The 26,335-nt window shown below is 59.1% G+C and carries 24 protein-coding genes and 1 riboswitch; of the genes, 5 read left to right on the top strand and 19 right to left on the bottom strand.

What is annotated here, in order from left to right; all coding sequences use genetic code 11:
• Window positions 1-5: 5 nt before the first annotated feature.
• The 13 genes from ACQR35_RS04875 to ACQR35_RS04935 all read right to left on the bottom strand — a co-directional run bounded on the left by ACQR35_RS04875 (window position 6) and on the right by ACQR35_RS04935 (window position 8,943).
• Window positions 6-1,547: a YifB family Mg chelatase-like AAA ATPase gene (locus ACQR35_RS04875; protein WP_430268172.1), complete on the bottom strand. Its 1,542-nt coding sequence runs from the start codon at window positions 1,545-1,547 to the stop codon at window positions 6-8.
• The gene (locus tag ACQR35_RS04880) at window positions 1,548-1,904 is read right to left on the bottom strand and encodes a YraN family protein (RefSeq protein WP_430268171.1); all 357 of its coding nucleotides are present in this window, start codon (window positions 1,902-1,904) and stop codon (window positions 1,548-1,550) included.
• 140 nt (window positions 1,905-2,044) lie between these two features.
• Window positions 2,045-2,371 (bottom strand): DUF2469 domain-containing protein, encoded by a 327-nt coding sequence (locus tag ACQR35_RS04885; protein WP_430268170.1) that lies wholly within the window; start codon window positions 2,369-2,371, stop codon window positions 2,045-2,047.
• Window positions 2,372-2,407: 36 nt separating this feature from the next.
• The gene (locus tag ACQR35_RS04890; RefSeq protein WP_430269375.1) at window positions 2,408-3,094 is read right to left on the bottom strand and encodes a ribonuclease HII; all 687 of its coding nucleotides are present in this window, start codon (window positions 3,092-3,094) and stop codon (window positions 2,408-2,410) included.
• 12 nt (window positions 3,095-3,106) lie between these two features.
• The gene (lepB, locus tag ACQR35_RS04895) at window positions 3,107-3,889 is read right to left on the bottom strand and encodes a signal peptidase I (protein WP_430268168.1); all 783 of its coding nucleotides are present in this window, start codon (window positions 3,887-3,889) and stop codon (window positions 3,107-3,109) included.
• The gene (lepB, locus tag ACQR35_RS04900; RefSeq protein WP_430268167.1) at window positions 3,889-4,566 is read right to left on the bottom strand and encodes a signal peptidase I; all 678 of its coding nucleotides are present in this window, start codon (window positions 4,564-4,566) and stop codon (window positions 3,889-3,891) included. Before lepB (ACQR35_RS04900) ends, lepB (ACQR35_RS04895) begins: the two co-directional genes overlap by 1 nt.
• A 91-nt stretch (window positions 4,567-4,657) precedes the next feature.
• Entirely contained in the window at window positions 4,658-5,017 is a 360-nt protein-coding gene (gene rplS, locus ACQR35_RS04905; protein WP_430268166.1) for a 50S ribosomal protein L19, read from the bottom strand.
• Window positions 5,018-5,237: 220 nt separating this feature from the next.
• Window positions 5,238-6,038: a tRNA (guanosine(37)-N1)-methyltransferase TrmD gene (trmD, locus tag ACQR35_RS04910; RefSeq protein WP_430268165.1), complete on the bottom strand. Its 801-nt coding sequence runs from the start codon at window positions 6,036-6,038 to the stop codon at window positions 5,238-5,240.
• Window positions 6,039-6,563, bottom strand: coding sequence for a ribosome maturation factor RimM (rimM, locus tag ACQR35_RS04915; RefSeq protein WP_430269376.1), 525 nt, complete (start codon window positions 6,561-6,563; stop codon window positions 6,039-6,041).
• A gap of 129 nt (window positions 6,564-6,692) precedes the next feature.
• Complete coding sequence (locus ACQR35_RS04920; RefSeq protein WP_430269377.1) at window positions 6,693-6,935, bottom strand: RNA-binding protein; 243 nt, start codon at window positions 6,933-6,935, stop codon at window positions 6,693-6,695.
• 1 nt (window position 6,936) lies between these two features.
• The gene (gene rpsP / locus ACQR35_RS04925) at window positions 6,937-7,359 is read right to left on the bottom strand and encodes a 30S ribosomal protein S16 (protein WP_430268238.1); all 423 of its coding nucleotides are present in this window, start codon (window positions 7,357-7,359) and stop codon (window positions 6,937-6,939) included.
• Between the two features lie 202 nt (window positions 7,360-7,561).
• Window positions 7,562-8,068 carry a hypothetical protein gene (locus tag ACQR35_RS04930; protein ID WP_430269378.1) on the bottom strand — a complete coding sequence of 169 codons (507 nt, stop codon included), beginning with the start codon at window positions 8,066-8,068 and terminating at the stop codon, window positions 7,562-7,564.
• 47 nt (window positions 8,069-8,115) lie between these two features.
• The gene (locus tag ACQR35_RS04935; protein WP_430269492.1) at window positions 8,116-8,943 is read right to left on the bottom strand and encodes a VOC family protein; all 828 of its coding nucleotides are present in this window, start codon (window positions 8,941-8,943) and stop codon (window positions 8,116-8,118) included.
• Between the two features lie 158 nt (window positions 8,944-9,101).
• Window positions 9,102-9,209, top strand: a riboswitch (TPP riboswitch).
• A 52-nt stretch (window positions 9,210-9,261) separates the two neighbouring features.
• On the opposite strand from ACQR35_RS04935, the gene thiC reads away from it, so the two are divergent.
• The gene (gene thiC, locus ACQR35_RS04940) at window positions 9,262-11,004 is read left to right on the top strand and encodes a phosphomethylpyrimidine synthase ThiC (RefSeq protein ID WP_430268236.1); all 1,743 of its coding nucleotides are present in this window, start codon (window positions 9,262-9,264) and stop codon (window positions 11,002-11,004) included.
• 66 nt (window positions 11,005-11,070) lie between these two features.
• Here thiC and ACQR35_RS04945 read toward each other — a convergent pair whose 3' ends face one another.
• Complete coding sequence (locus ACQR35_RS04945) at window positions 11,071-11,622, bottom strand: alpha/beta fold hydrolase (RefSeq protein WP_430268161.1); 552 nt, start codon at window positions 11,620-11,622, stop codon at window positions 11,071-11,073.
• Between the two features lie 101 nt (window positions 11,623-11,723).
• On the bottom strand, window positions 11,724-13,304 hold the full coding sequence (ffh, locus tag ACQR35_RS04950; RefSeq protein WP_430268160.1) for a signal recognition particle protein: 1,581 nt from the start codon (window positions 13,302-13,304) through the stop codon (window positions 11,724-11,726).
• A 184-nt stretch (window positions 13,305-13,488) separates the two neighbouring features.
• On the opposite strand from ffh, the gene ACQR35_RS04955 reads away from it, so the two are divergent.
• Window positions 13,489-14,967, top strand: coding sequence for a glucose-6-phosphate dehydrogenase (locus tag ACQR35_RS04955; protein ID WP_430269379.1), 1,479 nt, complete (start codon window positions 13,489-13,491; stop codon window positions 14,965-14,967).
• Window positions 14,968-15,115: 148 nt separating this feature from the next.
• On the opposite strand, the gene ACQR35_RS04960 is transcribed toward ACQR35_RS04955, so the two are convergent.
• On the bottom strand, window positions 15,116-15,454 hold the full coding sequence (locus ACQR35_RS04960; protein WP_430268158.1) for a P-II family nitrogen regulator: 339 nt from the start codon (window positions 15,452-15,454) through the stop codon (window positions 15,116-15,118).
• On the bottom strand, window positions 15,451-16,773 hold the full coding sequence (locus tag ACQR35_RS04965; RefSeq protein ID WP_430268157.1) for an ammonium transporter: 1,323 nt from the start codon (window positions 16,771-16,773) through the stop codon (window positions 15,451-15,453). The genes ACQR35_RS04960 and ACQR35_RS04965 overlap by 4 nt, the downstream gene beginning before the upstream one ends.
• Window positions 16,774-17,044: 271 nt before the next feature.
• On the opposite strand from ACQR35_RS04965, the gene ACQR35_RS04970 reads away from it, so the two are divergent.
• Window positions 17,045-18,775, top strand: a complete 1,731-nt coding sequence (locus ACQR35_RS04970) for a cellulase family glycosylhydrolase (protein ID WP_430269380.1) — start codon at window positions 17,045-17,047, stop codon at window positions 18,773-18,775.
• Window positions 18,776-18,851: 76 nt separating this feature from the next.
• On the opposite strand, the gene ftsY is transcribed toward ACQR35_RS04970, so the two are convergent.
• Window positions 18,852-20,060 carry a signal recognition particle-docking protein FtsY gene (gene ftsY / locus ACQR35_RS04975; protein WP_430269381.1) on the bottom strand — a complete coding sequence of 403 codons (1,209 nt, stop codon included), beginning with the start codon at window positions 20,058-20,060 and terminating at the stop codon, window positions 18,852-18,854.
• A 44-nt stretch (window positions 20,061-20,104) separates the two neighbouring features.
• On the opposite strand from ftsY, the gene ACQR35_RS04980 reads away from it, so the two are divergent.
• Window positions 20,105-21,478 carry an MFS transporter gene (locus tag ACQR35_RS04980; RefSeq protein WP_430269382.1) on the top strand — a complete coding sequence of 458 codons (1,374 nt, stop codon included), beginning with the start codon at window positions 20,105-20,107 and terminating at the stop codon, window positions 21,476-21,478.
• Between the two features lie 46 nt (window positions 21,479-21,524).
• Here ACQR35_RS04980 and smc read toward each other — a convergent pair whose 3' ends face one another.
• Entirely contained in the window at window positions 21,525-25,100 is a 3,576-nt protein-coding gene (gene smc / locus ACQR35_RS04985) for a chromosome segregation protein SMC (RefSeq protein WP_430269383.1), read from the bottom strand.
• A 242-nt stretch (window positions 25,101-25,342) separates the two neighbouring features.
• On the opposite strand from smc, the gene ACQR35_RS04990 reads away from it, so the two are divergent.
• A complete protein-coding gene (locus ACQR35_RS04990) occupies window positions 25,343-26,266 on the top strand; it encodes a 2-dehydropantoate 2-reductase (RefSeq protein WP_430269384.1) in 924 nt (307 codons plus the stop codon).
• Window positions 26,267-26,335: the final 69 nt, after the last annotated feature.

The following is a 26,335-nucleotide window of genomic DNA, read 5'->3' on the forward strand; positions in this document are numbered from 1 at the left end:
TCTCCTTATGCTGCGGACTCGGCTTGGCGTAGGCTCAGCGCTTGGCCAACGTCATTAGGGGTGGGGGTGGCCCGCTGATCCAAATCAGCGATGGACCAGGCAATGCGCAGGACCCTGTCGTAGCCGCGGGCCGAGAGAATGCCGCGCTCCAAGGCAGCATCAAGAATTCGTGTGGCATCGCCGGGCAACTTGAACACTCCACGCAGGAGCGAGCCTGGAACCTGCGCATTGGTCTCATATCCATACGGCGCTAACCGCTCATGCTGGCGGTCCCGCGCTTGTTGCACTCGAGCTGCCACCACTGCACTGCATTCGGAGGTCCCTGCTTGGCCAAAGTCAGCCAAGGACAAGCGCTCAACCGGGAGCTGAATGTCTACGCGATCCAAGAGTGGACCAGACATTCGTCCGAAATACCTCCTACGGGCCAGCGGGGTGCAGTTGCATTCGAGGCCCTTACCACTGGCCTTTCCACACGGGCAAGGGTTCGCGGCTAGCAGCAGTTGAAAGCGTGCCGGGTACGCTGCAGCGCCTGCCGCTCGATGGATGACTAGTTCACCGCTTTCAAGGGGCTGACGAAGGGCATCCAGGACCTTACGGTCATATTCGGGCGCCTCGTCGAGAAAGAGCACACCTCGATGCGCCCGGGACGCAGCACCGGGCCGGGGCAAACCAGAGCCACCGCCAATGATGGCCGCGGAGGTGGCAGTGTGGTGTGGGTTCTCAAAGGGCGGGCGCCGAATAAGTGCGTTAGTGCGGCTCGGTACTGCCGCGAGTGAATGTATTGCTGTGACCTCCATGGCTGCATCGTCATGAAGGTCCGGCAAGATCCCCGGAAGCCTCTCGGCGAGCATTGTTTTTCCGGCACCGGGTGGGCCCATCATCAAAAGGTGATGGGCCCCTGCTGCAGCAATCTCCAAGGCCTGCCGCGCTTCGAACTGGCCAGCTACGTCGCTCATGTCTGGAACTACCATCGATCCATCACTGAGGACCTCTTCCTCGGCGTCGCTCTCTGGTGGCAAGTCCAAAAGTAGATCTTTGGGGTCAGCGCCCATATCCAGGGCCAAGCGTGCCAACGTAGGGTAGCTCAGGACATTCGCACCGGGCACCAGCGCAGCCTCGTCAGCGTTCGCGTCAGCCACCACTACGTTGGGATGACCGGCCTTCACTGCCGCCATCACTGCTGGCAGAATCCCGCGGACTGGTCGCAGCCGTCCGTCCAATCCCAGTTCGGCAATAAACACCGTGCCGTCAATGGCGCGGATGTCCCCGGCCGCTCGAAGCGCGGCCATGGTAATTGCGAGATCGAATCCAGATCCGCGTTTAGGCAGAGACGCTGGGATGAGGTTGACGGTAATTTTGCGTCTGCTCAGGGGAATTCCAGAGTTGTGGGCTGCGGAGCGGATTCGTTCCCGAGCCTCGTTGAGAGAAGCGTCGGGCAGGCCCAGGACCACGAATTGGGGAAGTGTTTGGCCGATGTCAGCTTCCACCTCAACGAGGTACCCATTCAGACCTACGAGCGCTACCGAGAAGGCGCGGCCCAAGGTCATCTAGCCCACCCCTTTGAGGTGTTCAATGATGGGGTCCGATTCACCGTCATCCATCACGGCGATGGCGTCCAAGCGTCTCAACGGCAGATGGAGCGCATTGGAATGCGCCCATTCCCGTGCCAAGCGGTGCAGCCGTGCCAGCTTGGCGGGTGTGACGGCTTCGAATGGATGGCCGTAATCCAAGTTGCGGCGGGTCTTGACCTCGGCAATAACCAGGGTGTCCCCGTCCACTGCCACAATGTCGATCTCGCCGGCCGGGCATCGCCAGTTTTGATCGATGACCCGAATTCCGTGTTGTTCTAGGTAGCTTGCTGCGATCTCTTCGCCGCGTTGCCCCAAAATGTCTTTTGCTCTCATGATGTACCTCCGCCATTAGCTTCGCGGGGAAGCCCAGACGGTGGGAGAGCCAAAGTGCGCTATGTGGGTAACTTGGCCAAATCAGTACTTGTGGAGGAGCAGTGTGTCGGACAACCAGCGGCTGCTTTTAGTTACTGGGTTTAGTTACCCAGATCGCCGTCCTTAGGAACTTGAAGCTCCTCGTTGCGCGGCAACTCTTCAACGTTGACGTCTTTAAAGGTGATAACGCGGACGTTTTTTACAAAACGTGCAGACCGGTAAACATCCCACACCCAAGCGTCTTGCAGCGTCAGGTCAAAATACACTTCGCCATCGGCGCTACGGGCTTGAAGATCAACGTGGTTTGCGAGGTAAAAACGCCGTTCGGTCTCCACTACGTAGCTAAAAAGCCCCACAACATCCCGGTATTCGCGGTAGAGCTGAAGCTCCATGTCGGTTTCGTAGTTTTCAAGATCTTCGGCGCTCATGAATCCATCTTGCCCCACTGGACCGGGCTGTGCATCTCAGAGCAAACGCCAAGTCTTCCGGTGGTAGTCAGTAGCACCGTGTTCGCGGATGGCATCCCGGTGTGCAGCCGTCCCATAGCCCTTGTTTCCTTCCCAACCATAAGCTGGCAATTCTCCATGCAATTGTGCCATTAGCCCGTCTCGCTCTACCTTGGCAAGGACGCTAGCCGCCGCCACACTCAGGCACGTCATGTCAGCTTTCACCAGTGTGTGAACGGGTGCCGTGACAGCGCCTAGTTCGGCCCAAAGATCAGCATCGTTCGGCGCGGGGTCAATGCTAAAGAGCGTTGTTTCTGGTGTGCTGAACCAATCGTGGCTGCCGTCGAGTAGGACGACGTCCGGCACCACTAGATCCCCGCTGAGTCTGCGCAGTGCACGCATTCCGGACAGTCGAAGTGCAGGAACAATGCCTAGTCGGTCTATTTCAGCAGCGCTTGCATGGCCCACCGCTGAACCCACAGCCCAGTCATTAATTTCGGCTACTAGCGATTCACGCCGGACCGCAGAAAGAAGTTTGCTGTCCCGGACCTCGGCCAGAAGCTCAGGCGGATTATGCAGATCAATAACCACAATTCCTACACTGACCGGTCCGGCCAACGCGCCTCGTCCCACCTCATCCACTGCAGCCAAGTAGCGGACGTTATCGGTTCGCAGCGAGAGTTCGTGGACCAATGTTGGCGCCACACCTCGAGCCATCTACTGGCCCGAGGAAGTCAAGGGGGCGGCTGCGCTCTGCGGTTTGGCAGCCGGTACGTCACGGAAAACTTCCGAGTAGTTGTCTAGGACCCGAATCCTGTTCAAAGGCCAAGCGATCACTGTTGCTTTACCTTCAACGTCGCTCAGGTCAACAAAACCGGCACCGTCGCCGTTTTGGTGCGCCCGGGAATCAGCCGAGTGGTTGCGGTTATCTCCCATCACCCATACCTTCCCGGCCGGAACAGTGATGTCAAAGGGTTGAACCGTGGGGACTTCGTTTTGGTTGACGTATTTCTCGTCAAGAGGCGCACCATTGATAGTCAGTTTTTGATCTGCGTTGCAGCAAATCACGTGATCGCCGGGTAACCCGATAACGCGCTTAACAAGGTGTTGCTGCGTATTGTCCGGCATCAAGCCAATAAAGGTCAGGCCGTCCTGAACCCACGTGAAGGGGCCTGTTGGTTTTTCGGCTGCTGCTGGCAGCCACCCTTTGGTGTCTTTAAAAACGACGACGTCACCGCGTTCAAGGGCGAAGGGCCGTGGCACCAGGAGGTTCACGAAGATCCGGTCCTGAACATCAAGGGTGTTCATCATGGATTCGGAGGGGATAAAAAATGCCCGAAACAAAAAGGTTTTGATCAAAAAGGACAGCAGGACCGCTATGACCACGATGGTGCCGATTTCCTTGAGCCACGCAAGCACGGGATGCAAAGGCTTTTTGACCTTAGCGGCAGGCTCCACGGTGGGTTCCTCTGCTGCAGGTTCCTCGATGTTCTGAGGCATTAGTGTCCGTCCTTTGTTGTTGCGTCCGCTGACTGTGTCCGGGGCAATGTAGTCAATCTATCAAGGGGCCAAATGATGGATATAGGCCGGCCAATGACCCTGGATTCTGGCACCATTCCACCACCGGGAGCTCCAAGAAGGCTGCGTGAGTCAGCTGATACGGACCGGTGGTCCCCCATCAGCCAGAGCCGGTTCGCTGGCACGATGACGTTGAATTTTTCTCTACTGGGCTGATCGCTGGGATAAAGGTATGGCTCGTCTAGCGGTACTGAGTTGACGGTGATTTTTCCTGCGTTGTTGCAGCAAATCACGTGGTCTCCCGGCAAGCCAATGACCCTTTTGACGTAGACAGTATCGCTGCCTGAAACACCCAGCCACTGGCCCAGCGAGGAGAAAGCGTCGCTAAGTTGTCCGCGTCCACTGTTCAACGGAGCAAAGGAGCCCCGCCCGTCGAAAACCACCACGTCTTGGCGTTGAATTCCTTGAGAAGCGAAATCCACGCGTGAGACCAACATGCGGTCTCCGCTATCGAGTAAGGGCTCCATGGAGGCCGAGGGGATGTAATAGACGTCCACCCAGAGTGTGCGGACCAGCGCGCTGATCAGAATGGCAAGAACAATTCCGAGAGCAAAAAAACGCCAGCCCAGTTGTCTGGGCTGGCGTTCTTTGCTGTTCATTCAACGTTCCTTGCTGTGCTGGAGCCGCAGGCGCCTCCAAGGCAATGGGCCGCATCCTGAACGGGCTACCCGGCCATTGGCCGGGTTTGCCTTACTTGCCGGTGCTGAAGTCGCGCTTTTCCTTGATCTTCGCAGCCTTACCGCGCAGTGCACGCATGTAGTAAAGCTTGGCGCGACGCACGTCACCCTTGGAGACGAGCTCGATCTTCTCGATGATCGGGGAGTGTACCGGGAAGGTACGCTCTACGCCGACACCGAAGGAAACCTTGCGGACGGTGAAGGTTTCACGAACGCCGTCGCCCTGGCGGCCAAGGACGAAGCCCTGGAATACCTGAACACGAGAGTTCTTACCTTCGATGATGTTCACGTGCACCTTGATGGTGTCACCCGCGCGGAACTCGGGAACATCATTACGCAGCGATGCTGCATCTACGCTATCGAGGATATGCATTAATCCACTCCTGGTGAACGCCACAGGTCATTCACTTTGGGTCACGGCAATGAAGCCTGCATATGTGCAAGAATTCATTACCGAAAATCATGTTTGCCAATCGTTTCACTGCTTGAAACGAATGGGGCATCTCACTGTTGGCCGCACTCCCCCCGTGGCAGGTGGGGGCCCAGTAGACACAAGGACTAATTCTGCCATATTGCGGGCAGACAGGCGAATCTTAGCGCTGCGGTCCAAACTCACCAGTGCGCAATTTACCGTCGACGACGGCGTACCCTAGTGCCCCTAAAGCCTCACGATCAGCTCGTGGCAAGTTTGCGGCGTCGAACGTTTCCATCAGGTCCGGGCGGCGCTCCGCCGTCCTGGAGTACTGCTGGTGACGGCGCCACTGAGCAACCTTGCCGTGATTGCCGCTCAAGAGAATGGCCGGAACCTCACGTTCACGCCACTGTGCCGGTTTGGTATATACGGGATACTCGAGCAATCCGTCCGAATGCGATTCCTCCACGAGGGACTCCGGATTACCTACAACTCCGGGCAAAAGCCGGCCGATAGCCTCAACCATAGCCAGTACAGCTACTTCACCGCCGTTAAGGACGTAGTCCCCCAAGCTCACTGGACGCACATCGTAGTGGTCTGCTGCCCATTCAATAACTCGTTCGTCAATGCCCTCGTAACGCCCGCAGGCAAACACAAGGTGCTCCTCCTCAGCGAGTTCGTAAGCCATGGCCTGGTTGAAACGTGCACCAGCTGGGGAGGGAACAATAAGGACCGGCTTCCCTGCAGCACTTTCGGGCTGGAGCACTGACTCGAGGGCAAGAGCCCAAGGCTCAGCCTTCATCACCATTCCGGCGCCGCCACCATAGGGGGTGTCGTCAACACTGCGGTGTTTGTCAGTGGTGAAGCTGCGCAGATCGTGGACGGCAAGTTCCAGCGTCCCCTCTTGGCGCGCTTTACCTAAAAGAGAGAGCTCAAGCGGTGCAAGATACTCGGGGAAAATGCTAAAGACGTCTATGCGCATTTATTCGCCTTCGCGGTTTAGTTCAAACAATCCATCCGGCGGAGTGAGCAGAACAAAACCATCCGCCACGTTGACCTCAGGCACAATCTGTTCAACAAACGGGACTAACACTTCCTCACCGGCAGGCGTTTCGATGGTCAGCAAGTCTTGGGCCGGCAGGGTAGTTAGCGCTTTGACAGTGCCGACTTTCTCATTGCCAACACGGGCCTCGAGTCCTACGAGTTCGTGCTCATACCAAGCGTCAGAATCGTCGCCATCTTCGGCGAGCTCCTCGGTTTCGATGAACAATTTGGCACCGCGGAGAGTCTCGGCTTGGTTGCGGTCAACGATCTCGTCGAAGGCCAGCAACAGGATGTCCTTATTCCAGCGGGCACTAAAAACGGTGAGGGGGCCCAAGTTGCTGGGCTCCACAATGAACTCGGTCTCGGGGACAAACCGGTCCCCGGGGGCGTCGGTGAGTACTTGGACGGTGACTTCCCCACGAATTCCGTGGGGCTTTCCGATTCGAGCTACCTGTAGCTTCATTGTTTCCTCTACGTCAAAAAATTGTTGGCCGTACTAAATGCTTTGCGGCTCTAAAGCAGTCCGGCCCCTCCACCATATTCGGTGGAGGGGCCGGACTGAAGCCAGTTCAAAACTGTGCGTAGCGTCTAGCTAGCGACGACGGTCAGTATCAACCACGTCTACACGGACTTGCTCGCCATTAGCCAGGGCATTAACCACCGTGCGCAATGCGCGTGCGGTGCGTCCTTGACGGCCAATAACACGGCCAAGATCCTCTTGGTCAACGCGCACCTCAAGGGTTTCCCCGCGGCGGTTGTTTTTGGCGGAAACTTTGACATCCTCGGGAGAGTCAACGATTCCGCGCACCAAGTGCTCGAGCGCTTCTGCCAGCAATTTACTCAGCCTCGGTGGTCTCTGCCTCGGCGGCGGGAGCCTCTTCAGCTTCTTCAGCCTTCTTTGCCTTCGGGGTGATGGCTTCCGGAATGATGACGGAACCCTTCTCCGGAGCAACGAATGCTTCCTTGGCAGCCTTGGTCTTCAAGGTGCCTTCCTGGCCGGGCAAGCCCTTGAACTTCTGCCAGTCACCGGTGATCTTGAGGATCGCAGCAACCTGCTCGGTGGGCTGTGCGCCCACAGAAAGCCAGTACTGTGCACGCTCGGAGCTAACCTCGATGAACGAGGGCTCTTCGGTGGGGTGGTACTTACCGATTTCTTCAATGGCACGGCCGTCGCGCTTGGCGCGGGAGTCCATTACAACAATGCGGTAGTACGGTGCGCGCATCTTACCGAAGCGCTTAAGGCGAATCTTTACGGCCACTTTTGTGGTCACTCCTGTTTCTGAAACGGGGTGAATCCGCGGTTCTGCACCCGTGGGGCGGGCCATACTTGCGGTTTCGGAAGGACAAGACATCACGCAGAGAGAGGGGCCGCGCGCATCGAGTACCTGTCCATTATGCCAGAGCCTCGACTATTTTGCGAAAGGTCCCCTAGCCGGCGCGTTTTGGGTGGGACGGAAGGTTCTAAACAGCAAAAACGTACAGCTGGGTGCGGCTGGCTTCGTCTACTTCTGCAGCAAGCTTGGCCAGAGCACGCACATGGCCGGCGGCAGCGGCGGCGTCGAACGGCATGTCCTCTTGCCCAGCCCACGTGGTGGACACTTCTTCGAGGACGTCGCCTTCGCCTTCACTCTCATAGCTCAAGAGTTCAGCCAGGACGCGCACCATTGGCGCGGGGACGGCGAGCAAGGAGTCAGAGTCCACGTCAACCATGGAGAGTTCAAAGTCTGCTCCCCCAGCGTGTACTGCCGCGCCGGCTACGTCTCCGAGTTGTTCGATCTCATAGTCGGAGATGTTGGGGATGCGGACAGCCCCGGCGTAGGAGGCAACGAGCGCCGCGCCATTACTGGCAGCTTCGAGGGCTTTTGCATGTTTGAGTGCTGCGTCGTGAGTGGCTACAAATACTTCAGTGAAGCTGGTGATTTCCGGCACGATGACCTCGCTGTAGTGCTGCTCAATGGGACTAGGCATCCGCTTTCACGGTGCCAGCTTCAGCCTAGCCCAGCGTGCCTCCAGATTTAGCGCACCGCAACGCGGATTTGGTTCTTCCACGGGTCTTCGAAGCGAAGTTCGGCACCGGTGTGGTGTGAGGCGTAGCCAGCAACCTTGAGCCGGTCTGCGAGCGCACCAAGGTCATCGCTGGCTGGAACTTCAATGAGAACTTCGCCCAGGCCCAGGGTGTCCTTGCGGGGACCGGCACCTCGGCTGTTCCAGACGTTCATGGCCATGTGGTGGTGGTATCCGCCGGCGGATACGAAGAGTGCTTGGCCGTGCCAGCCTGCGGTTCGTTCAAAGCCGAGGGTTTTGACGTAGAAGTCTTCGGCTGTGGCAACGTCTCCCACTTGGAGGTGGACGTGGCCCACACCTGCGTCTGCTTGCCGTTGGTTCTCGAGGGATGCTTCGCTGAGGTGATCGTTGAGGTACTGCTGCGGCGGCAGGGCGACATTGTCCATCACCACGTTCGCTCCGTCCCATTTCCAGGACTCGCGGGGCTTGTCGAAGTAGAGCTCAATTCCGTTGCCTTCAGGGTCAGTGAAGTAGAAGGCTTCGCTGACCAGGTGATCGGCGCTGCCTACAAAAGCTTGCGGCTCAAAGTTGGCTGCGGTGGCTACGGTTGCGGCGAGCGAGGGCTGGTCTTTGAACAGGATTGCCGTGTGGAACAAGCCGGCTTCGCCGCGGGAGGGCAGTTGGAGTCCAGCTGCCGGGGCGAGGTGAACTACCGGGGTGGCGCCGCGGCCCAGGTACAGTCCGCCGTCTTGTTCGGCCACAACGTCTAGGCCCAATGCTGTCTGGTAGTACTTGGACATCATTTTGAGGTCGCCGACTTTGAGCATCACCGTGCCCATATTCAGCTCGGCGGGCAAAAGGTCTTGGGTGTTTGCACCAGTGGACACGGTATCTCCTGACGTGGATCGCAACGGCTCTCGTTGTGGGTTCACTCTATTAAATTACTTGAAGCTTCAATTTATTCCAAGTGGGTGGCGATTCCTTGTGGTAGCTTCGTCTACGACCACACGGGTGCCCATGCATGGGCTGAGATCAGGCTGACGCAGCTTGCGACCGTTGAACCTGTCCGGGTAATGCCGGCGAAGGAAGTGAGCAACACCTTGAGCACCACAAATTCACAGCACAGCTCTACCCAAAACGAGTCACCAACGCCCGTAATGAGCCTCGCGTCCCACTCTTTGGCATATATTTCCGACGCCGAAAGTGGCATCCGTGTCCCCGTCACCGAAGTGGCTTTGGACCCGTCCCCCAACGGCGCGGCCAACCCGCCGCTTCAGCTGTACCGAACAGCCGGGCCAGGAAGTGACCCGGTACTGGGCTTGGAACCGTTCCGGGCTCCGTGGATCTCCGAGCGCCAAGACACCGAGGCCTACACCGGGCGGGGCAGGAACCTGCTCGACGACGGCAAGTCGGCTCTGCGGCGCGGCGCCGCCTCCGCAGAGTGGAAGGGAACCCGGCCCGTGCCGCGTCGGGCAGTTGCCGGGCGCACCGTCACACAAATGCACTATGCGCGCCAGGGACTTGTAACCCCGGAGATGAAGTTTGTGGCGCTGCGGGAAAACTGCGAAGTGGAATTGGTCCGCAGCGAAGTAGCAGCTGGCCGAGCCATCATTCCTAACAACATCAACCATCCCGAGTCCGAGCCGATGATCATTGGCAAAGCGTTTTTGGTCAAGATCAACGCCAACATTGGCAACTCTGCGGTGACCAGTTCCATTGCCGAAGAGGTGGACAAACTTCAGTGGGCCACCCGCTGGGGTGCTGACACGGTGATGGATTTGTCCACCGGCGATGACATTCACACCACGCGCGAGTGGCTCATCCGCAACTCCCCCGTTCCCATTGGCACCGTGCCGATCTATCAGGCCCTGGAAAAAGTCAACGGCGAGGCAAACAAGCTCACGTGGGAAATTTTCCGGGACACGGTGATTGAGCAGTGCGAGCAAGGTGTGGACTACATGACCATTCACGCCGGTGTGCTGCTTCGCTACGTACCGCTGACCGCAAACCGCGTCACCGGGATCGTTTCGCGCGGCGGCTCGATTATGGCCGGTTGGTGCCTGGCACATCACCAAGAGAACTTTTTGTACACCCACTTTGACGAGTTGTGTGAGATCTTCGCCCAGTACGACGTGGCCTTTTCGCTCGGCGATGGTTTACGGCCAGGCGCGACGGCGGATGCCAACGATGCAGCACAGTTCGCCGAGCTGGACACTCTCGCAGAATTGACCCAACGCGCCTGGGAGTTCGACGTCCAGGTTATGGTGGAAGGGCCTGGCCACGTGCCGTTCCACTTGGTGCGGGAGAACGTGGAACGCCAGCAAGAGCTGTGCAAGGGTGCCCCGTTCTACACACTCGGCCCCCTTGTGACGGACATTGCGCCAGGTTATGACCACATCACCTCGGCCATCGGCGCCACCGAGATTGCCCGGTACGGTACCGCGATGCTCTGCTATGTCACCCCCAAGGAACACCTGGGTCTGCCTAATAAGGACGACGTTAAGACGGGTGTGATTACGTACAAGATTGCAGCTCACGCAGCGGACTTGGCTAAGGGCCACCCCGGCGCGAATGAACGTGACGACGCCCTGTCTAAGGCGCGCTTCGAATTCAGGTGGCGCGATCAGTTTGCCCTGTCGCTGGACCCCGAAACTGCAGAGTCTTTCCACGACGAGACGCTGCCAGCCGAACCGGCCAAGACCGCGCACTTCTGCTCCATGTGTGGGCCTAAGTTTTGCTCCATGCGAATCAGCCAAGACATCCGGGACACCTACGGTTCGGCCGATTCCCAGGCAGCGATTGCTCAAGCGCAGGAAGGCATGCGAGAGAAGAGCGCCGAATTTATGGCTTCCGGTGCCAAGGTCTACTTGCCGGAGCTGGAACTGCCGGCTCAAAACTAGAACGGATGGCCGCCGCTGTAACCGATTAGGGCGGAGCTCGGCGCCAAATGGCGCCGAGTCTGAGCCCTAGCGAGGAGACTGTTTCCGCAGGAAGGACTTCAGTAGCCCGGCGGCTTCTACGCTGTCCTGCGGGCGGTGAGCACCCGGCGTCGTACGGTGAACGGCGCCGGTGCCCACCAAATACTGGGCCACTTCCTCAAATACTGGTTCCCAACCGCCGGTGATCACCAGAGTGGGGACGCCGGGGACAATGTGAACCGGCGCCTCCCAGGGGCGGAGCTCATCCTTGGAATGGGCCGAAAGGTATGCGGCAGTGGCTGGCAGTTCGGCGGTGAGCGAGAGGCATGCCGGTTCAAAAAGCGCCAGGGATGAAACAAGTTCCGGGTGCTCGAGGGCCACGTACATGGCGTCGGCAGCACCCTCGGCGTGGGCCACGAGATGGCCGCCGTCTTCAAGGGCGCTCGCTACCGCGGCCTTGCGCTGCTCCCAGGAATAATCACTCGGGGCAGCTTTGAGGAACAATGCATCAAAATCAAGGGACAGGCCATGCTGGCGGGGCCAAGCTTGCGCGCCGGAAGGCCCAGTACCAGGGACGAAAACTACGCGCGACTTTTGCATTACTCCACCCTAGAACACTGCTCTGACATTGGGCCGAAGGCACAGAAATGGCCCCGTCCATCAAGTGAACGGGGCCATCTAGATGCTGGAAAACCCAGTGACTATTTGCCGAGGAACTTATCGAATCCCTTGGGCAGATTCAGTGCCGAGGGGTCAAAGTCGGCGCCGGGCTGGCCGAATGATGCACCGCTCGGTGCGGCCTTTGCAGCGTTGGCACGCTTGGCCTCGGCATCGCGGAGTTCCTGCGCAGCCTTGGCCGGGTTACCGGAGCGAGCCTTCTTCTTCGGTGCGTTCTTGCCGTTTTTACGCGCCGTGCCGCCACCGGGGCCACCCATGCCGGGAATGCCAGGCATTCCGCCACCGGCTGCCATCTTCTTCATCATCTTCTGAGCCTGCGAGAAACGCTCCAACAGGCCGTTGACCTCGGAAACGTGAACACCGGAACCGCGAGCAATACGTGCGCGACGGGACCCGTTGATGATCTTCGGAGCCACACGCTCGTGAGGAGTCATGGAGCGAACAATTGCCTCAACACGATCAATCTCGCGCTCGTCAAAGTTTTCGAGCTGCTGACGCATCCCTGCAGCTCCGGGCATCATCATTAGCATCTTCTTCATGGATCCCATGTTGCGGATCTGCTGCATCTGAGCCAGGAAGTCATCAAGGGTGAAGTCTTCTTGATCGGCGAACTTCTTCGCCATTCGAGCTGCTTCGTCTTTGTCCCAAGACTTTTCTGCCTGCTCAATAAGAGTCAGGACGTCACCCATGTCCAAGATGCGCGAAGCCATACGGTCCGGGTGGAACAACTCGAAGTCGTCAACACCCTCACCGGTGGATGCGAACATCACGGGCTTGCCAGTCACGGAAGCTACCGAGAGTGCTGCACCACCGCGGGCGTCGCCGTCGAGCTTGGAGAGGACAATACCGGTGAAGTTAACACCCTCGTCGAAGGCCATCGCCGTGTTAACAGCGTCCTGACCAATCATCGAGTCAATAACAAAAAGAACTTCGTTCGGGATGATCGCCTGACGGATCCGGCGAGCCTGATCCATCATTTCGGCGTCAACACCGAGGCGGCCTGCGGTGTCCACAATTACGACGTCGTGAAGCTTCTGACGTGCTTCTTCAACACCGGCGCGGGCCACCGCAACGGGGTCACCGGCAGGCTGATCCAATTCGGTGGAAGTGGCGCCCGGGTGGGGTGCGTAAACCGGAACGCCGGCACGCTTACCAACAACCTGGAGCTGGGTGACTGCGTTGGGGCGCTGAAGGTCACAGGCCACCAGAAGGGGGCTGTGGCCTTGGGACTTGAGCCACTTGGACAGCTTGCCCGCGAGGGTAGTTTTACCGGCACCTTGGAGACCGGCCAACATGATGATGGTGGGTCCGGTTTTGGCCAACCGGATACGGCGGGTCTGACCGCCCAAGATTTCAACGAGCTCTTCATTGACGATCTTGACGATCTGCTGGCCGGGATTCAGGGCAGCATTGACCTCGGCGCCAAGCGCACGTTCTTTGACCCGTCCAGTGAATTCGCGGACCACGGACACTGCCACGTCAGCGTCAAGGAGGGCACGCCGGATTTCACGGACTGTTGAGTCAATGTCCGCTTCGGTGAGACGGCCCTTGCCGCGCAGGTTCTTGAAGGTTGCTGTCAACCGGTCAGAGAGTGAATTGAACACGTGCCGCGCACTTCTTTCAGTGGATTCCCAGGAGCATGTTGGAGCCGTCCGCAGCCTGTAGCGCTGGAACAGCGCTTTGGTTGCCTCGCGAGTGCGGCCCCGGTTTTACTCGGTGCCAACATTTGCGACACGACTCGACTATCTAGGGTACCAAGTCCGGCCCTTGCAGTGGCATGCTGGCTGTGTGACTAGTTCAACGGCCGGACGTGGATCCGGAACATCGACCGTCAAGACTCTTCTAATCCTCGGCGCTTCAGGGGATCTGACCGGCAGGCTGCTGCTTCCCGGGCTTGCGCGCCTAGTGGCTTTGGGCCGCGCACAGCAACTGCGACTTGTGGGCGCTGGCTCGGATGCGTGGACTGCCCAACAGTGGCAGGACCGGCTCACTGAGTCCTTTAAAGAAGAGACCGCATCTGCTGACGCTGCCGGCAAAAAAGCTCTCAAGGCCATCGCCGCGGACAGCACCTACCACCAGGTTGACGTCACCAAAGATGGACCTCTTGCGGAGTTGTTGAATTCCCTCGATGGTCCCGTGGCTGTTTACTTCGCCCTCCCACCGCACGTCAGCCAGCTCGCCTGTGAGGCACTCTCCCCCGATGAAGTCCCTGAAGGAACTCGTCTGGTCATGGAGAAGCCCTTTGGTTCCTCAGAGGAGTCGGCCCGTGAGCTGAATGAAACTCTGCGTGAGCTGGTCCCCGAGGATCACATTCACCGTGTTGACCACTTCTTGGGCAAAGCCACCGTGCTGAACATTTTGGGTTTGCGCTTCGCCAACCGTTTCTTGGAGCCGGTCTGGAACCGCGATCACATTGAGAAAGTCGAGATCATCTTTGATGAGGATCTCGCCCTTGAAGGCCGTGCCCGTTATTACGACGGCGCAGGTGCTTTGCGTGACATGATCCAGAGCCACTTGCTCCAGATCATGGCCCTGCTGGCTATTGAGGTTCCGTCCACTTTGCACGAACGCGATCTCCGAGAAGCGATCAGCACCGTGCTGCGCGCCAGCAGCGTCAGCGCCCCCTACAAAAAGTCCACCCACCGGGCCAGGTACACGGCCGGGACCTTGGATTCTCGAAAGATCCCGGACTACGCCTCCGAAGAAGGTGTTGACCCAAAGCGGTCCACCGAAACCCTCGCGGCAGTCACAGTGGGAATCGCAAACGCACGTTGGGCAGGTGTGCCGTTTATTCTGCGCTCCGGAAAAGCAGTTGGCTCCAAGCGCAAGGAAGCGGTTATCACCTTCCGCCCCGTGCCGCACTTGCCCGAAGGCTTCTCCGGCGTTGATACGCCGAACAAGTTGCGGATCGGTTTTGGACCGGACACCCTCAATTTCGACATCGACGTCAACGGCCCCGGCGATCTATTCAGCCTGGACCGCGTCACGCTGACCAGCGAGCTGAACGCCTCCGATCTGCTCCCTTACGGTGAAGTTTTGGATGGTGTGCTGAGCGGGGATCCACTGCTCTCGGTACGTGGCGATATTGCCGAGGATTGCTGGCGGATCGTGGAACCCGTGCTGAAGTCGTGGGAAGCCAACAAGGTGCCGCTCGAAGAATACGCAGCCGGCAGCGATGGCCCCGAGGGCTGGCCTGGCGCACCGGACAGGGACGAGCCGGTAGCAACCAGCACGTCCGCTAAGCCGGATACTTCGGCAGCGAAGTAGAACAAATCAGCAGCGATTAAAACAAAAAAGTTCGACGACGTCCGGCCGGTGAGCGGGACGTCGTCGAACTTTATTTTTTTGAGCCTTTAGACAAATCTGGCCGGGCCGCTAAAAGCGACCCGGCCAGTTTTATTTTGCTGTTTTATGCCTAGATGGCCGCGGTACCGCGTTCACCTGTGCGGACACGAACTGCTTCGTAAACATCGATGGTCCAGACTTTTCCGTCACCGGCGCGGCCGGTGTTGGAGGAAGAAATCAATACGTCCAAGATGTCGTCTGCCTGATCATCGGTGGCCAAAACTTCCACTCGAATCTTGGGCAAAAGGTCCACGTTGTATTCTGCGCCACGGTACACCTCGGTGTAGCCGCGCTGACGGCCATAGCCGCTGGCCGCGCTCACCGTAAGTCCTTGTACCCCATAGGCCTCGAGGCCTTCGCGGATAGCTTCTAGCTTCTCCGGCCGGACAATTGCGGTGATGAGTTTCATGCGTCTACCTTTGCCTTTCCGGTGTCTTCGCTCTTACGAGCGTCGTCGTGGCCCTTGATGATTTCGTGGAGCGGCTGGAAGCTTCCGCCGCGTCCGCTGATACCAAACTCGTATGCCGTCTCTGCGTGCTGGCTCAAGTCAACACCAACTACTTCTTGCTCTTCACTAACACGGAAGCCCATGGTCTTGTGGATTGCAAGCGCAATGATGGTGGTCATGATGGCAGAGAATGCGATGGCAACTCCTGCTGCTGCAAGCTGTGCCCAGAGCTGAGCGAAACCGCCGCCGTAGAAGAGACCGCCACCAACACCGTCGGTGGGCAGAGCGATGAAGCCCAGGGCCACAGTTCCGATGATGCCCGAAACCAGGTGGACACCAACTACGTCGAGTGAATCGTCATATCCGAACTTGAACTTCAGGCCTACTGCGAGCGCCGAAGCTACACCGGCAACTACACCCAGTGCCAAGGCACCAAGCGGGCTGACGTTTGCACAAGCCGGCGTGATGGCAACCAGACCAGCTACTACACCGGAAGCGGCACCCAAGGAGGTGGGGTGGCCGTCGCGGATGCGTTCAATAATGAGCCAGCCCAACATACCTGCTGCGGGTGCTGCCAAGGTGTTGACCCAGATCAAACCGGCCTGCTCTGCGGTGGTAGCTGCACCACCGTTGAAGCCGAACCAACCGAACCAGAGGATTGCTGCACCCAACATTACGAACGGGATGTTGTGCGGGCGGTGGTTGGGGTCCTTGCCGAAGCCCTTGCGGTTACCGATGATCAGAACGAGGATCAGGCCGGCAACACCAGCGTTGATGTGAACAACTGTTCCACCAGCGAAGTCGATGGCCGGGCCAAGAGCCTTGCCAATTGCGCCGTCGGGACCGAAGAGGCCACCACCCCAGACCATAAAGGCGAGCGGTGCGTAGACCAAAGTGACCCAGACCGGGACGAAGACTGCCCAGGCGCCAAACTTAGCGCGGTCGGCGATTGCACCGGAGATCAGTGCAACGGTGATGATGGCGAAGGTTGCTGCGAAGCCAACCTTGATGAGGCCATCGGGGGTGTTGATGCCGTGGAGACCGAAGGTAGTGAACGGGTTACCGAAGATCTGCCCGATGCCTTCCCCACCGCTCATTGATGAGCCCCAGAGGACCCATACAACACCAACGAGTCCGATTGAGATGAAGCTCATCATCATCATGTTCAGTGCTGCTTTGGCGCGAGTCATACCGCCGTAGAAGAATGCCAGGCCGGGCGTCATAAAGAGCACCAGAGCGGCTGACACCATTAGCCATACGTGACCGGCTGTGAGTTCCATGGCCAACGTCCTTTCCTTGCAATGGGGAGTGCGTACGCGGTCTAAACCGCCTGAATCAACGCCTATGCGTTCTGGGATTAAGTTTTGGCTGGCCGTGTTTCGGTCTATTCGGAATTACATGTCGGCTCTGTTACGGATTTCGGCTCGGCGTAAATGATGAGTGTCCGTTTTGTTTCGCTTGTGTTTCGTCTCACCCCTTCTGCGGCATTTTGGCTGCGATGGTTAGGATGATTTCAGTCCGCCCCTTGCCCCTAGTCTTTGGAGCACCCTGATGACCCCGCCTTCCGGCGCCCGTGAAGAAAACAGCCCGGTTTCGCAGCCGTCCAACGCCAGTAATGGCCAGGCGCCATCGGCGCCACAGCCTTCCAAGCCCAAGTGGCGGTGGATTATTGGGGCTGTGGCTGCTCTTGCTGGAGTGGGGTTAACATTGGTGTTTACTGGCGTTTGGGCGCCCAAGCAGGACAATCCCGCATCAATAGGCACACCCTCAAGTAGTGGAACCACCAGCCGCTCAGTTGCCACTCCCACGCCGACGCCTACTGTGCCGAAGTCTCCCTACTATCAGCAGCTTTCGCCGCCAGCCGACTCGCCTCTGCAAAAAGTGGCGCCGCTGAACATCACCGTTGCTGCCACGAAAACCGGAACGTCGTTTAAACCCGGGGACACGGGTCTTTCGCTCGAAGCTACGGATCTGGCGGATCAGGAATTCAACGCGAACAATTCCACGCTGTTGAACATGCTCTCGGTGATGGACAAGCCGTTTTTGCGTTTTGGCGGTAACTCCGTGGACCGTCGATTCTTTTGGACGTCCAAAAAGGAGTCCATGCCTGCCGGGTACAAGGGCATCGATGGCCACCCAGCTCAGGTGGTGACACCGGATGACTTGAAACGTGTGATGGGTGTGTTGGACAAGGTGGACGGCACCATCCTGATCACCGTCGACTTGGGCCACTTCAACCCGGACCGGGCCGCGGATTTTGTGAAGAACGCTTCCGGTATTTTTGGCAAGCGCCTGGTGGGTTTCACCGTGGGCAACGAACCTAACGGCTTTGCCAAAACTGACCTTCGTCCGGCCAGCTATAACGTCGACGCGTTTTTGACGGAGTTCAAAGCGTACGCTGACGCCATCGCCGCGGTGGCGCCGCAAGTTCCCGTGGTGGGCCCGGGAACCTACACCGAATCTTGGTGGGAACCGTTCCTGCAAACCCCCACAAAGCAGAGCAAGGTCCTCTCTTTTCACCATTACCCGCTCTACAGCTGTGACGGCTCGGTGGCCTCCAACAAGCCCACCATCGCGAACCTAATGAGCACCGCATTGGATACGGACATTGCGAATTACCACGCTGAGGCGATCCGGCTGGCGAAGCGGTACAACGTCCCCGTGTGGCTGTCTGAAACAGGTGTCTCTGCCTGCCCTGGCTCCAATCCCACCACCAAGGTTCACGCCTCCGCGCTCTGGGCTACCGAATATTTGTTGAGTTCAACCCGCCGCGGTGCCGAGCGTCTAGCCCTGCACAGTTCCTTGTCTACCTGCATTGGTGGCCCGCCGATGTCCCCGATTTGTAGCGGCGGTAAGTACCTGAAGCCCGACGGCGTCTTCTCACCGCGTGCGAATTACTTTGGAATGTTGATGGTCGCCAACATTGGCAGCGGTGCCTACCTCAACCAGACGGTCACTGGTGGCGGCCTCACTACCGCTTTCAGTCTGCAGATGCCCAACGGCAGTACCACCGTGGTGTTGGTCAACGAGAATGACCCCACCAAGTCGGCGCAAGTTGCAGTTAGCCTCAAACTCCCCGCGAAGGCCGTGAATGGAACTATGACCCAAATGACCGGGCCAAGTTACAGTGCGGAAGACAAAACCCGGATTGATGGTGGCACCGGCGCACCCGTCCCACTAGCCGAGCGTCAGCTGGTCCCCGGGTTCAAGAAGGCCCAGAACGTGCAGAGTTTCAACATCACAGCCGGCACGGTGACGGTGTTGAACTACAGCTACAAATAAGGTTTGCGCTTAAAAGAAGGACGCCCTCCCGGACAAAAAATCCGGGAGGGCGTCCTGTTTTCTAGAACAAGATCCTTTAGTTCAGGAGCGCGTCCACAAAGGATTCGGCTTCGAACACTGCCAAGTCATCGGGACCTTCGCCGAGTCCGATCAGCTTGACTGGGACACCGAGTGTCTTTTGGATCGCGACCACAATGCCACCCTTGGCCGTGCCGTCCAGTTTGGTCAGCACAATGCCGGTGATGTTCACTACCTCGGAGAAGACCTTGGCCTGTGTGAGTCCGTTCTGCCCGGTGGTGGCGTCCAGGACCAGGAGTACTTCGTCAACGGTGGCGAGCTTTTCGATGACTCGCTTGACCTTGCCAAGTTCGTCCATCAGTCCAACTTTGTTCTGGAGCCGGCCTGCGGTGTCCACCATTACAACGTCCACTTCGCCTTCAATACCTGCCTTGACCGCTTCGAAGGCGACCGACGCTGGGTCTGCCCCGTCGACGTCGGACTTTACAGTGGGCACACCAACCCGCGCACCCCAGGTGGCAAGCTGTTCGGCGGCCGCGGCGCGGAAAGTATCCGCCGCGCCCAAAACTACGTCTTTGTCTTCGGCCACCAGGACGCGAGCGAGTTTTCCAACGGTGGTGGTTTTTCCAACACCGTTAACACCAACCACCATCATGACTGCCGGGTTTCCGTCGTGGCGGGTGGTGGTCAGGCTGCGGTCCATGGTGGGGTCAACGAGCTTGATGAGTTCTTCGCGCAGCATGGCTTTGACCTGCTGGGGGTCGCGGCTGCCCAGGATGCGTACGCGTTCGCGCAGAGCGTCAACCAAGGCCATGGTGGGTTCTGTTCCGAGGTCTGCGAGCAGGAGAGTTTCTTCAACTTCGTCCCAGACATCCTCGTCGATCTTGTCAGAGGAAAGCAGCGCCAAAAGACCCTTGCCCAGCATGTTGTTGGACTTCGAGAGGCGTTCGCGAAGCCGTGCCAACCGTCCAGCCACCGGCGAAGGAGTGTCTACTTGGATGGTTTCCAGCCCGGAAGCGTCGTCCGGAACGTCAACAGCAACGTCTGATTCGTCCAGCGGCGGGGCATCAACCGGCGCCGTCGCAGTAGCTGCCGGAGCAGAATCCGTGCGCTCCTCGACTGCTACGGAGGCGGGCGGATCGTTGGAATCGCGCGTTGTTGAGTAGTTCTTTGAGCTCTTGCGCGACTTGAGCAGCACCGGGATGGAGAGCCCAACAACCGCGATGGCACCAATGACGTACAAAATTATGGGGAGGATCTCATTCACCCTCTTAGCTTCTCATAGCAAAAACGTGAAAAACTTCTAGAACCATGAGCCAAGCCAGTAGCACTCCCCCGCGTTCCGCCTCAAAACCCCGACTGGTGCTGGGGCGTGAGATCCGGGTACTGGTTGCTGCAGCCTTTTTCATCGCCCTCGGCTACGGCCTAGTTGCCCCGGTGTTGCCACAGTTTGCGCGCAGTTTTAACGTCGACGTCGGTGCAGCAGCTGCGGTGATCAGCGTCTTCGCCCTGGCCCGTCTCATTTTTGCCCCAAGTGCTGGTTCTTTGGTTGAGCGCTTTGGTGAGCGGGGTGTGTACATCACCGGAATTTTGGTGGTGGCCGCCTCCTCGGTGGCGTGTGCGTTCGCTGCAGAATATTGGCAACTTCTTCTGTTCCGCGGTTTGGGCGGCCTGGGATCCACCATGTTCACGGTTTCTGCCATGAGTTTGCTGGTTCGTTTGGCACCGGACGGTGGACGCGGACGCGTCACCAGCGCCTACTCTGGCGCGTTTTTGCTAGGCAACATCACCGGCCCGGTCTTTGGTGGAATTTTGGGCCAGTTCGGCCTCCACTTGGCATTTTTGGTTTACGCCGGAACCCTCGTGATCGCCGCTGGCCTGGTGGCTTACTTCTTGCGGCCTTCGGCCTTGGCGCCAGTTCTAGTACCAGTGGACGACGCCGGCACAACAGTTCCCGGGCCTGCTGAAGAACCGCTGGGGGCAGCTGCGCCGTTGGCTGCCGGTCCTGCCGCTCCGGCGGCTGGCACCCCTGCCACTTCAGCGGCTCCGGACGCTCCTGCCATGACACTTCGCGAGGCCTTGGGGCTTCGGACCTACCGGGCCGCCCTGGCCTCTGGTTTTTCAACTGGCTGGTCCTCCTTCGGGGTGCGAATGGCACTGGTGCCGCTCTTCGCCGTCGTAGTTTTGGATGCCGGGCCGCAGACCGCTGGTGCTTCCTTGGCCGTGTTTGCCATTGGCACCGGTCTTGCACTGTTCTTTGCCGGGAAGTTGGCTGATTCGTGGGGCCGGCGACCCATGATGATCCTTGGTCTGACCGTCAACGGTTTGGCCATGGCAGGTTTGGGGTTCTCCACCTCCGTGCCGGTGTTTGTGATCTTGTCAGCGGTGGCCGGTTTTGGTTCTGGGTTGTTTAGCCCGGCCCAGCAGGCATCCGTGGCAGACATCATTGGTTCGCGACGCAGCGGCGGCAAGGTTTTGGCCACCTTCCAAATGGTTCAGGACTTGGGAACCATCATTGGCCCGATCGCCGCTGGTGTGATGGTGGACTTGTGGTCCTACGGTCCGGCGTTTGCGCTAGCTGCGGCAACCTCGTTGCTGGCTGCGGCCTATTGGTTACGTGCTCCCGAAACTCTGGAGACCGCGACCCGTCCGGCCATTCTTCGGCGCAAACCCGCAGGCAACTAACCCGCTCACCAACTAACCCGCTCACCAACAAACAGCACGGCTCAAGCTAGCGCGGTTCCAGTCGCTGACTAATCACGGTGGACACACCATCGCCACGCATGGTCACGCCGTAGAGCGCGTCGGCCACTTCCATGGTGCGCTTCTGGTGGGTGATCACAATGAGCTGGCTGGATTCGCGGAGTTCTTCAAAAATGGTGATGAGCCTGCCGAGGTTAACGTCGTCCAGGGCGGCCTCCACCTCGTCCATCACGTAGAACGGCGAGGGCCGCGCCTTGAAAATCGCCACCAAAAGGGCCACTGCAGTGAGCGACCGCTCGCCACCGGAAAGCAGCGAGAGCCGTTTGATTTTCTTACCGGCCGGGCGCGCCTCAACCTCAATACCAGTGTTCAAAAGATCGTCCGGGTCGGTCAGGATGAGCCGGCCCTCGCCACCCGGGAACAACCGGTCAAAGACGTGAATAAACTGCTCGGCAGTGTCCTCGAACGCCTGAGCGAACACTTGCTGAACCCGCTGGTCCACTTCTTTGATGATCTCTAGCAGATCTTTACGGCTCTGTTTAAGGTCTTCGAGTTGGCTCGCCAGGAACTGGTGACGTTCTTCAAGGGCGGCGAATTCTTCCAAAGCCAAGGGGTTGACCTTGCCCAGAGAGGTCAGGTCTTTCTCGGCGCGTTTGAGCCGGCGCTCTTGCTCGGAACGAACATAGGGGGCGGAGACGGTTTCACCCTCAGGGTCCACGGACTCAATATTTTGGTCAGGACCGTACTGATCAATGAGCTGATCAGCTGAGATACCGAGCTCGTCAATGGCCCTGTTTTCCAACGCCTCAATACGGAGCCGCTGCTGTGCTCGAGCCAACTCGTCCTTGTGAACCGTGTCAGTAAGTTCTGCCAGTTCACGAACAAGATTCTCGTTGGCTGCACGTGCTGCAACAAGTTCTACTTCACGGGCTGCTCGTTCTTCTTCAGCCAAGTCCCTTCGCCGGGCGGCAGCGTCCATGGAGGTCTCCACTAAAGCAATGGTTCCCTGCGCCGTCTGGGCTACGGCTCCCGCGCGTGCGGCCGAACGTGCTCGGATCTGGGCCCGACGTTGGGCTTCTTCACGCGCCTTGCGTTCGGCAACCGCAGCACGTTCCAGGGACTGCGCCCGGTTACTGACGCCGGCAAGTTGCTCCTCGCCACTTCGCAGAGCCAAGCGTGCTTCCACCTCGGCCGCACGTGCGGCGGTGGCTTGCGCGGCCAAGGCTGCACGCTGTTCCGCAGATGGTTCTTCCTCGTCCTGAGTGCCCGGGTCCTCCTGAGCGGCATCGAGGCGTTGCGTGGCTTCTTCGAGGGCAGCCTGTTCGCGCACAAGGTTGGCCTGGGCCGTTTCCAAAGACGCGGAAAGACGTTCTTGCTCGCCAATGGCCGAGCGTAGTTGCGAGTTCAGCTGGCCAAGTCGCTCGGCCACTGCGGCAAATTGGGCGTCTGAATCATGCAGCTTGGCCAGAGCGGAGTCAGCCCGGTCGTGTGCCTGGGTTTTTCGCGAAGTGAGCGAGGCCTGCGAAAAACGATAGCGCTCAAGATCAGCTTGGATGGCGGCGAGCTGCTTTTGGGTTTCGTCGGCTGCGGACTGGGTTTCCAACAACGACGGTGCGGCACCGGAACCACCGTGAGCTCGGGAAGCCGTGAGCAACTCCCCCGACGGAGTCACGGCCGTCAGCTCCGGACGTTCGGCAATAACGCTCGCGGCGGCTTCCAGAGAATCCACCAGGACAGTGTTTTCCAAAAGTGCGACGACGGCCTGACCGGCTTGAGAGGATGCGCTCACAACGGTGTTCGCCCAGTTAGCACCGGCGGGCAGAGGTCCGGAGGATTTTTTAGAACTGGTTTTGCCTGTTGCTGTGTCAGGTGCTTTTCCGGGAGCCCCGGAACCGCCGGCGATCAGCAGCGAGGCTGTGCCGGCGTCGTCCGTTTTGAGTTCTTCCAAGGCCGTTAAGGCGGCTTGAGCGTCAGCAACTACCAGTCCACCGGCAATGGAGCCGAGCGCCGCGGCGATGGCCGCCTCATGCCCGGAGGTGATTTTGACCGAGGCGGATACCTCGCCGAGCAGCCCTGCCGCACCGTGTTCTAGGAGTGCCGCGGTGCCGTCTTTACGGTTCAGCCCCAGGCTGAGCGCTTCGAGTCGGGCGGCGAGGGCAGCCCGCTGTTGTTCGGCGGCGCTGGAGTTTTCGGCGAGTTGACGGCCTTCTTCATTCAGGGCGTCGAGTTCATTGGCGGCCGTCTCGTATTCGGCGTCGAGATCTTCTTCCCCGGCTTCGGCCCCGGCAACCTGAGATTCGAGGGCAGCAAAATCCAGTTGTGCTTTGGTGCGGCGCTCCTCCCCTGCCCGGAGCGATTCGTGCAAACGGCCCACTTCGGCCGCTGCGGATTCCATCCGAGAACGGGCAGAACCAAGGTGACCGGCAAGCCTTGCGAGCCCTTCGCGCCTGTCCGCGGCAGCCCGGAGCAGCGCGGTGAATCGTTGCTCTTCCGCGTTGGCGTTGGCTTCGGCTTGGGCCCGGTTTTCGACGGCGGCGCTCAGGGCTGCGGCGCGAATTTCCAGTTCGGTGGTGAGATTTTGCTCTTCACTACGCAGGCGGGCGGCTTGTTCTTGAAGCTGTTCGGGGTCTCTGCCACCAAAACTTGGGCCGGACTCGCTGCCCAAGAGGCGTTGCCGATCCTGGGCGAGCTGGGCAAGCGAGCGGAACTTCTCGCGCACTGCTGAGAGCTGGTACCAAGTGTCACGCAGCGCGCCCAATTGTGGTGCGGCTTGCGCAGCTGCCTGTTCCAGAGTGTTTTGAGCAGCGCGGGCGTCCGTGAGGCGTCGCTCAACCTCGGCCCGGCGTTCCTTCAGCGCCGTTTCATCAGCGACCTCTTGAGCCAAAACCGAGCTCAGCTGCACTAGATCATCGGCCAAGAGTCTGGCTTTGGCATCGCGGACCTCGAACTGGACACTCTGTGCCCGGCGGGCAACTTCGGCCTGTTTGCCAAGGGGCGTCAGTTGCCTGCGGATTTCGCTGGTAAGGTCGCTGAGCCGTTGCAGGTTAGCCTGCATGGCGTCGAGTTTGCGGACCGTGCGTTCTTTGCGGCGGCGGTGTTTGAGAATTCCGGCGGCCTCTTCGATGAAACCGCGGCGATCCTCGGGGGTGGCGTGAAGGACGCGGTCCAGTTGCCCCTGACCCACAATCACGTGCATCTCCCGGCCCAAGCCGGAGTCGGAGAGGAGCTCTTGAATGTCCAAGAGCCGGCACGGCGCGGAGTTGATGGCGTACTCGCTGCCACCGTTGCGGAACAGTGTGCGGGAGATGGTGACTTCGCTGTAGTCGATCGGCAGGGCACCGTCGGTGTTATCGATGGTGAGTTGGACGTGCGCACGGCCCAGCGGCGGGCGGCCGGCGGTACCTGCGAAGATGACGTCTTCCATCTTGCCGCCGCGCAAAGTTTTGGCGCCTTGTTCGCCCATCACCCATGCGAGGGCGTCCACCACATTGGATTTGCCGGAACCGTTAGGACCCACGACCGCCGTTACGCCAGGCTCAAAGTCGAAGGTGGTTGCGGAGGCGAAAGACTTAAACCCCCGGACGGTTAGGCTCTTGAGGTGCAAGGTGGTCCGGATCTCCTGGCGGTGCGGTCTGAAATTCCGACGTCGATGTGTCGGCGCGGCGTGTACGTCCAATCTATCCGGTGCTAGGCACATTTCCGGGCAGATTCGCCTTAGTACTTAGGACAGTCCTGCACCGCCGCCGCCGTCTGCAGTGCGGAGTTGGGGATAGGCTTTTGCAAACATGACCAGCCCGTTTACCTCAGGTGAGGGCTGAAATTCATTCCCAGAGGGAGCACGTAACCATGACACGAATCCTCATTGTTGGGGCCGGAGCAACCGGCGGAGCTCTCGGAGCACGGCTGGTTGCCGCGGGCAGGGAGGTGACGTTTTTGGTTCGCGAACGGCGCACGGCCCAACTCGCAGCTGATGGTCTGCGTTTTACGGCTTCGGGTCTGGAGGTCAGCCACACGGTTCAGGCTGTCACGGCTTTAGATAGCGCCGGCGAATTTGATGTGGTGATTGTTGCGGTCAAGGCACCGGCCTTAGAAGCGATTCTTCCTACACTGGCTCCCGCCGTTGGTGCGAACACCCAGATCATTCCCTTGCTGAACGGTATGGCGCACATGGATCTCCTCGAGGGTGCTTTTCCCGGACGCGTGATGGGTGGAATCGTAAAAATTGTGGCGACCTTGGACGAGTCCGCCACCGTGGTTCAGATGACTCCCATGAGTAGCCTGACAATTGGTTCGCTTGATTCCACTCCCGTCCCCGCGGAAATTGTTGAGGCCCTCGATGTGGAAGGGATCGATCTGGAAGTCAGGGAAAACATCGTTGCGGGCTTGTGGGAGAAGTGGGCATTCATTGCTGGCGCGGGTGTGATCACTTGCCTGTTCCGCGGGAGCATCGGCGACATCCTGGCAGCTGGCGGCAAGGAGCTAATCCTTCGAGCAGTCGAGGAATGCGAATCCGTTGCCCGCACCGCCGGCTATCCTGTCAGCGAAGCAGGCCACCAACTATCTCTGACGTTGTTCACTCAAGCTGGTTCCGGCTTTACCTCCTCGCTCTACCGCGATCTTCAGCACGGTGATCCTCTTGAGGCGGAGCACATCCTGGGTGACTTCGCCGCCCGGGCGAAGGCTCTCGGCGTCGACGCTCCCCTGCTCGACGCCGCAATTCTCCAGCTGCGCACCCACCATCAGCAGAGCCTGGCGGCCAATAAGATGTAGCCCAAAAAAACTAACGGCCCCGGCGCAGTGAAGCGCCGGGGCCGATAGTTGAGTTACCTAGCGTTTGTT

The organism is Pseudarthrobacter sp. J1738, from assembly GCF_050490315.1.
GTDB lineage: Bacteria > Actinomycetota > Actinomycetes > Actinomycetales > Micrococcaceae > JBNPEO01.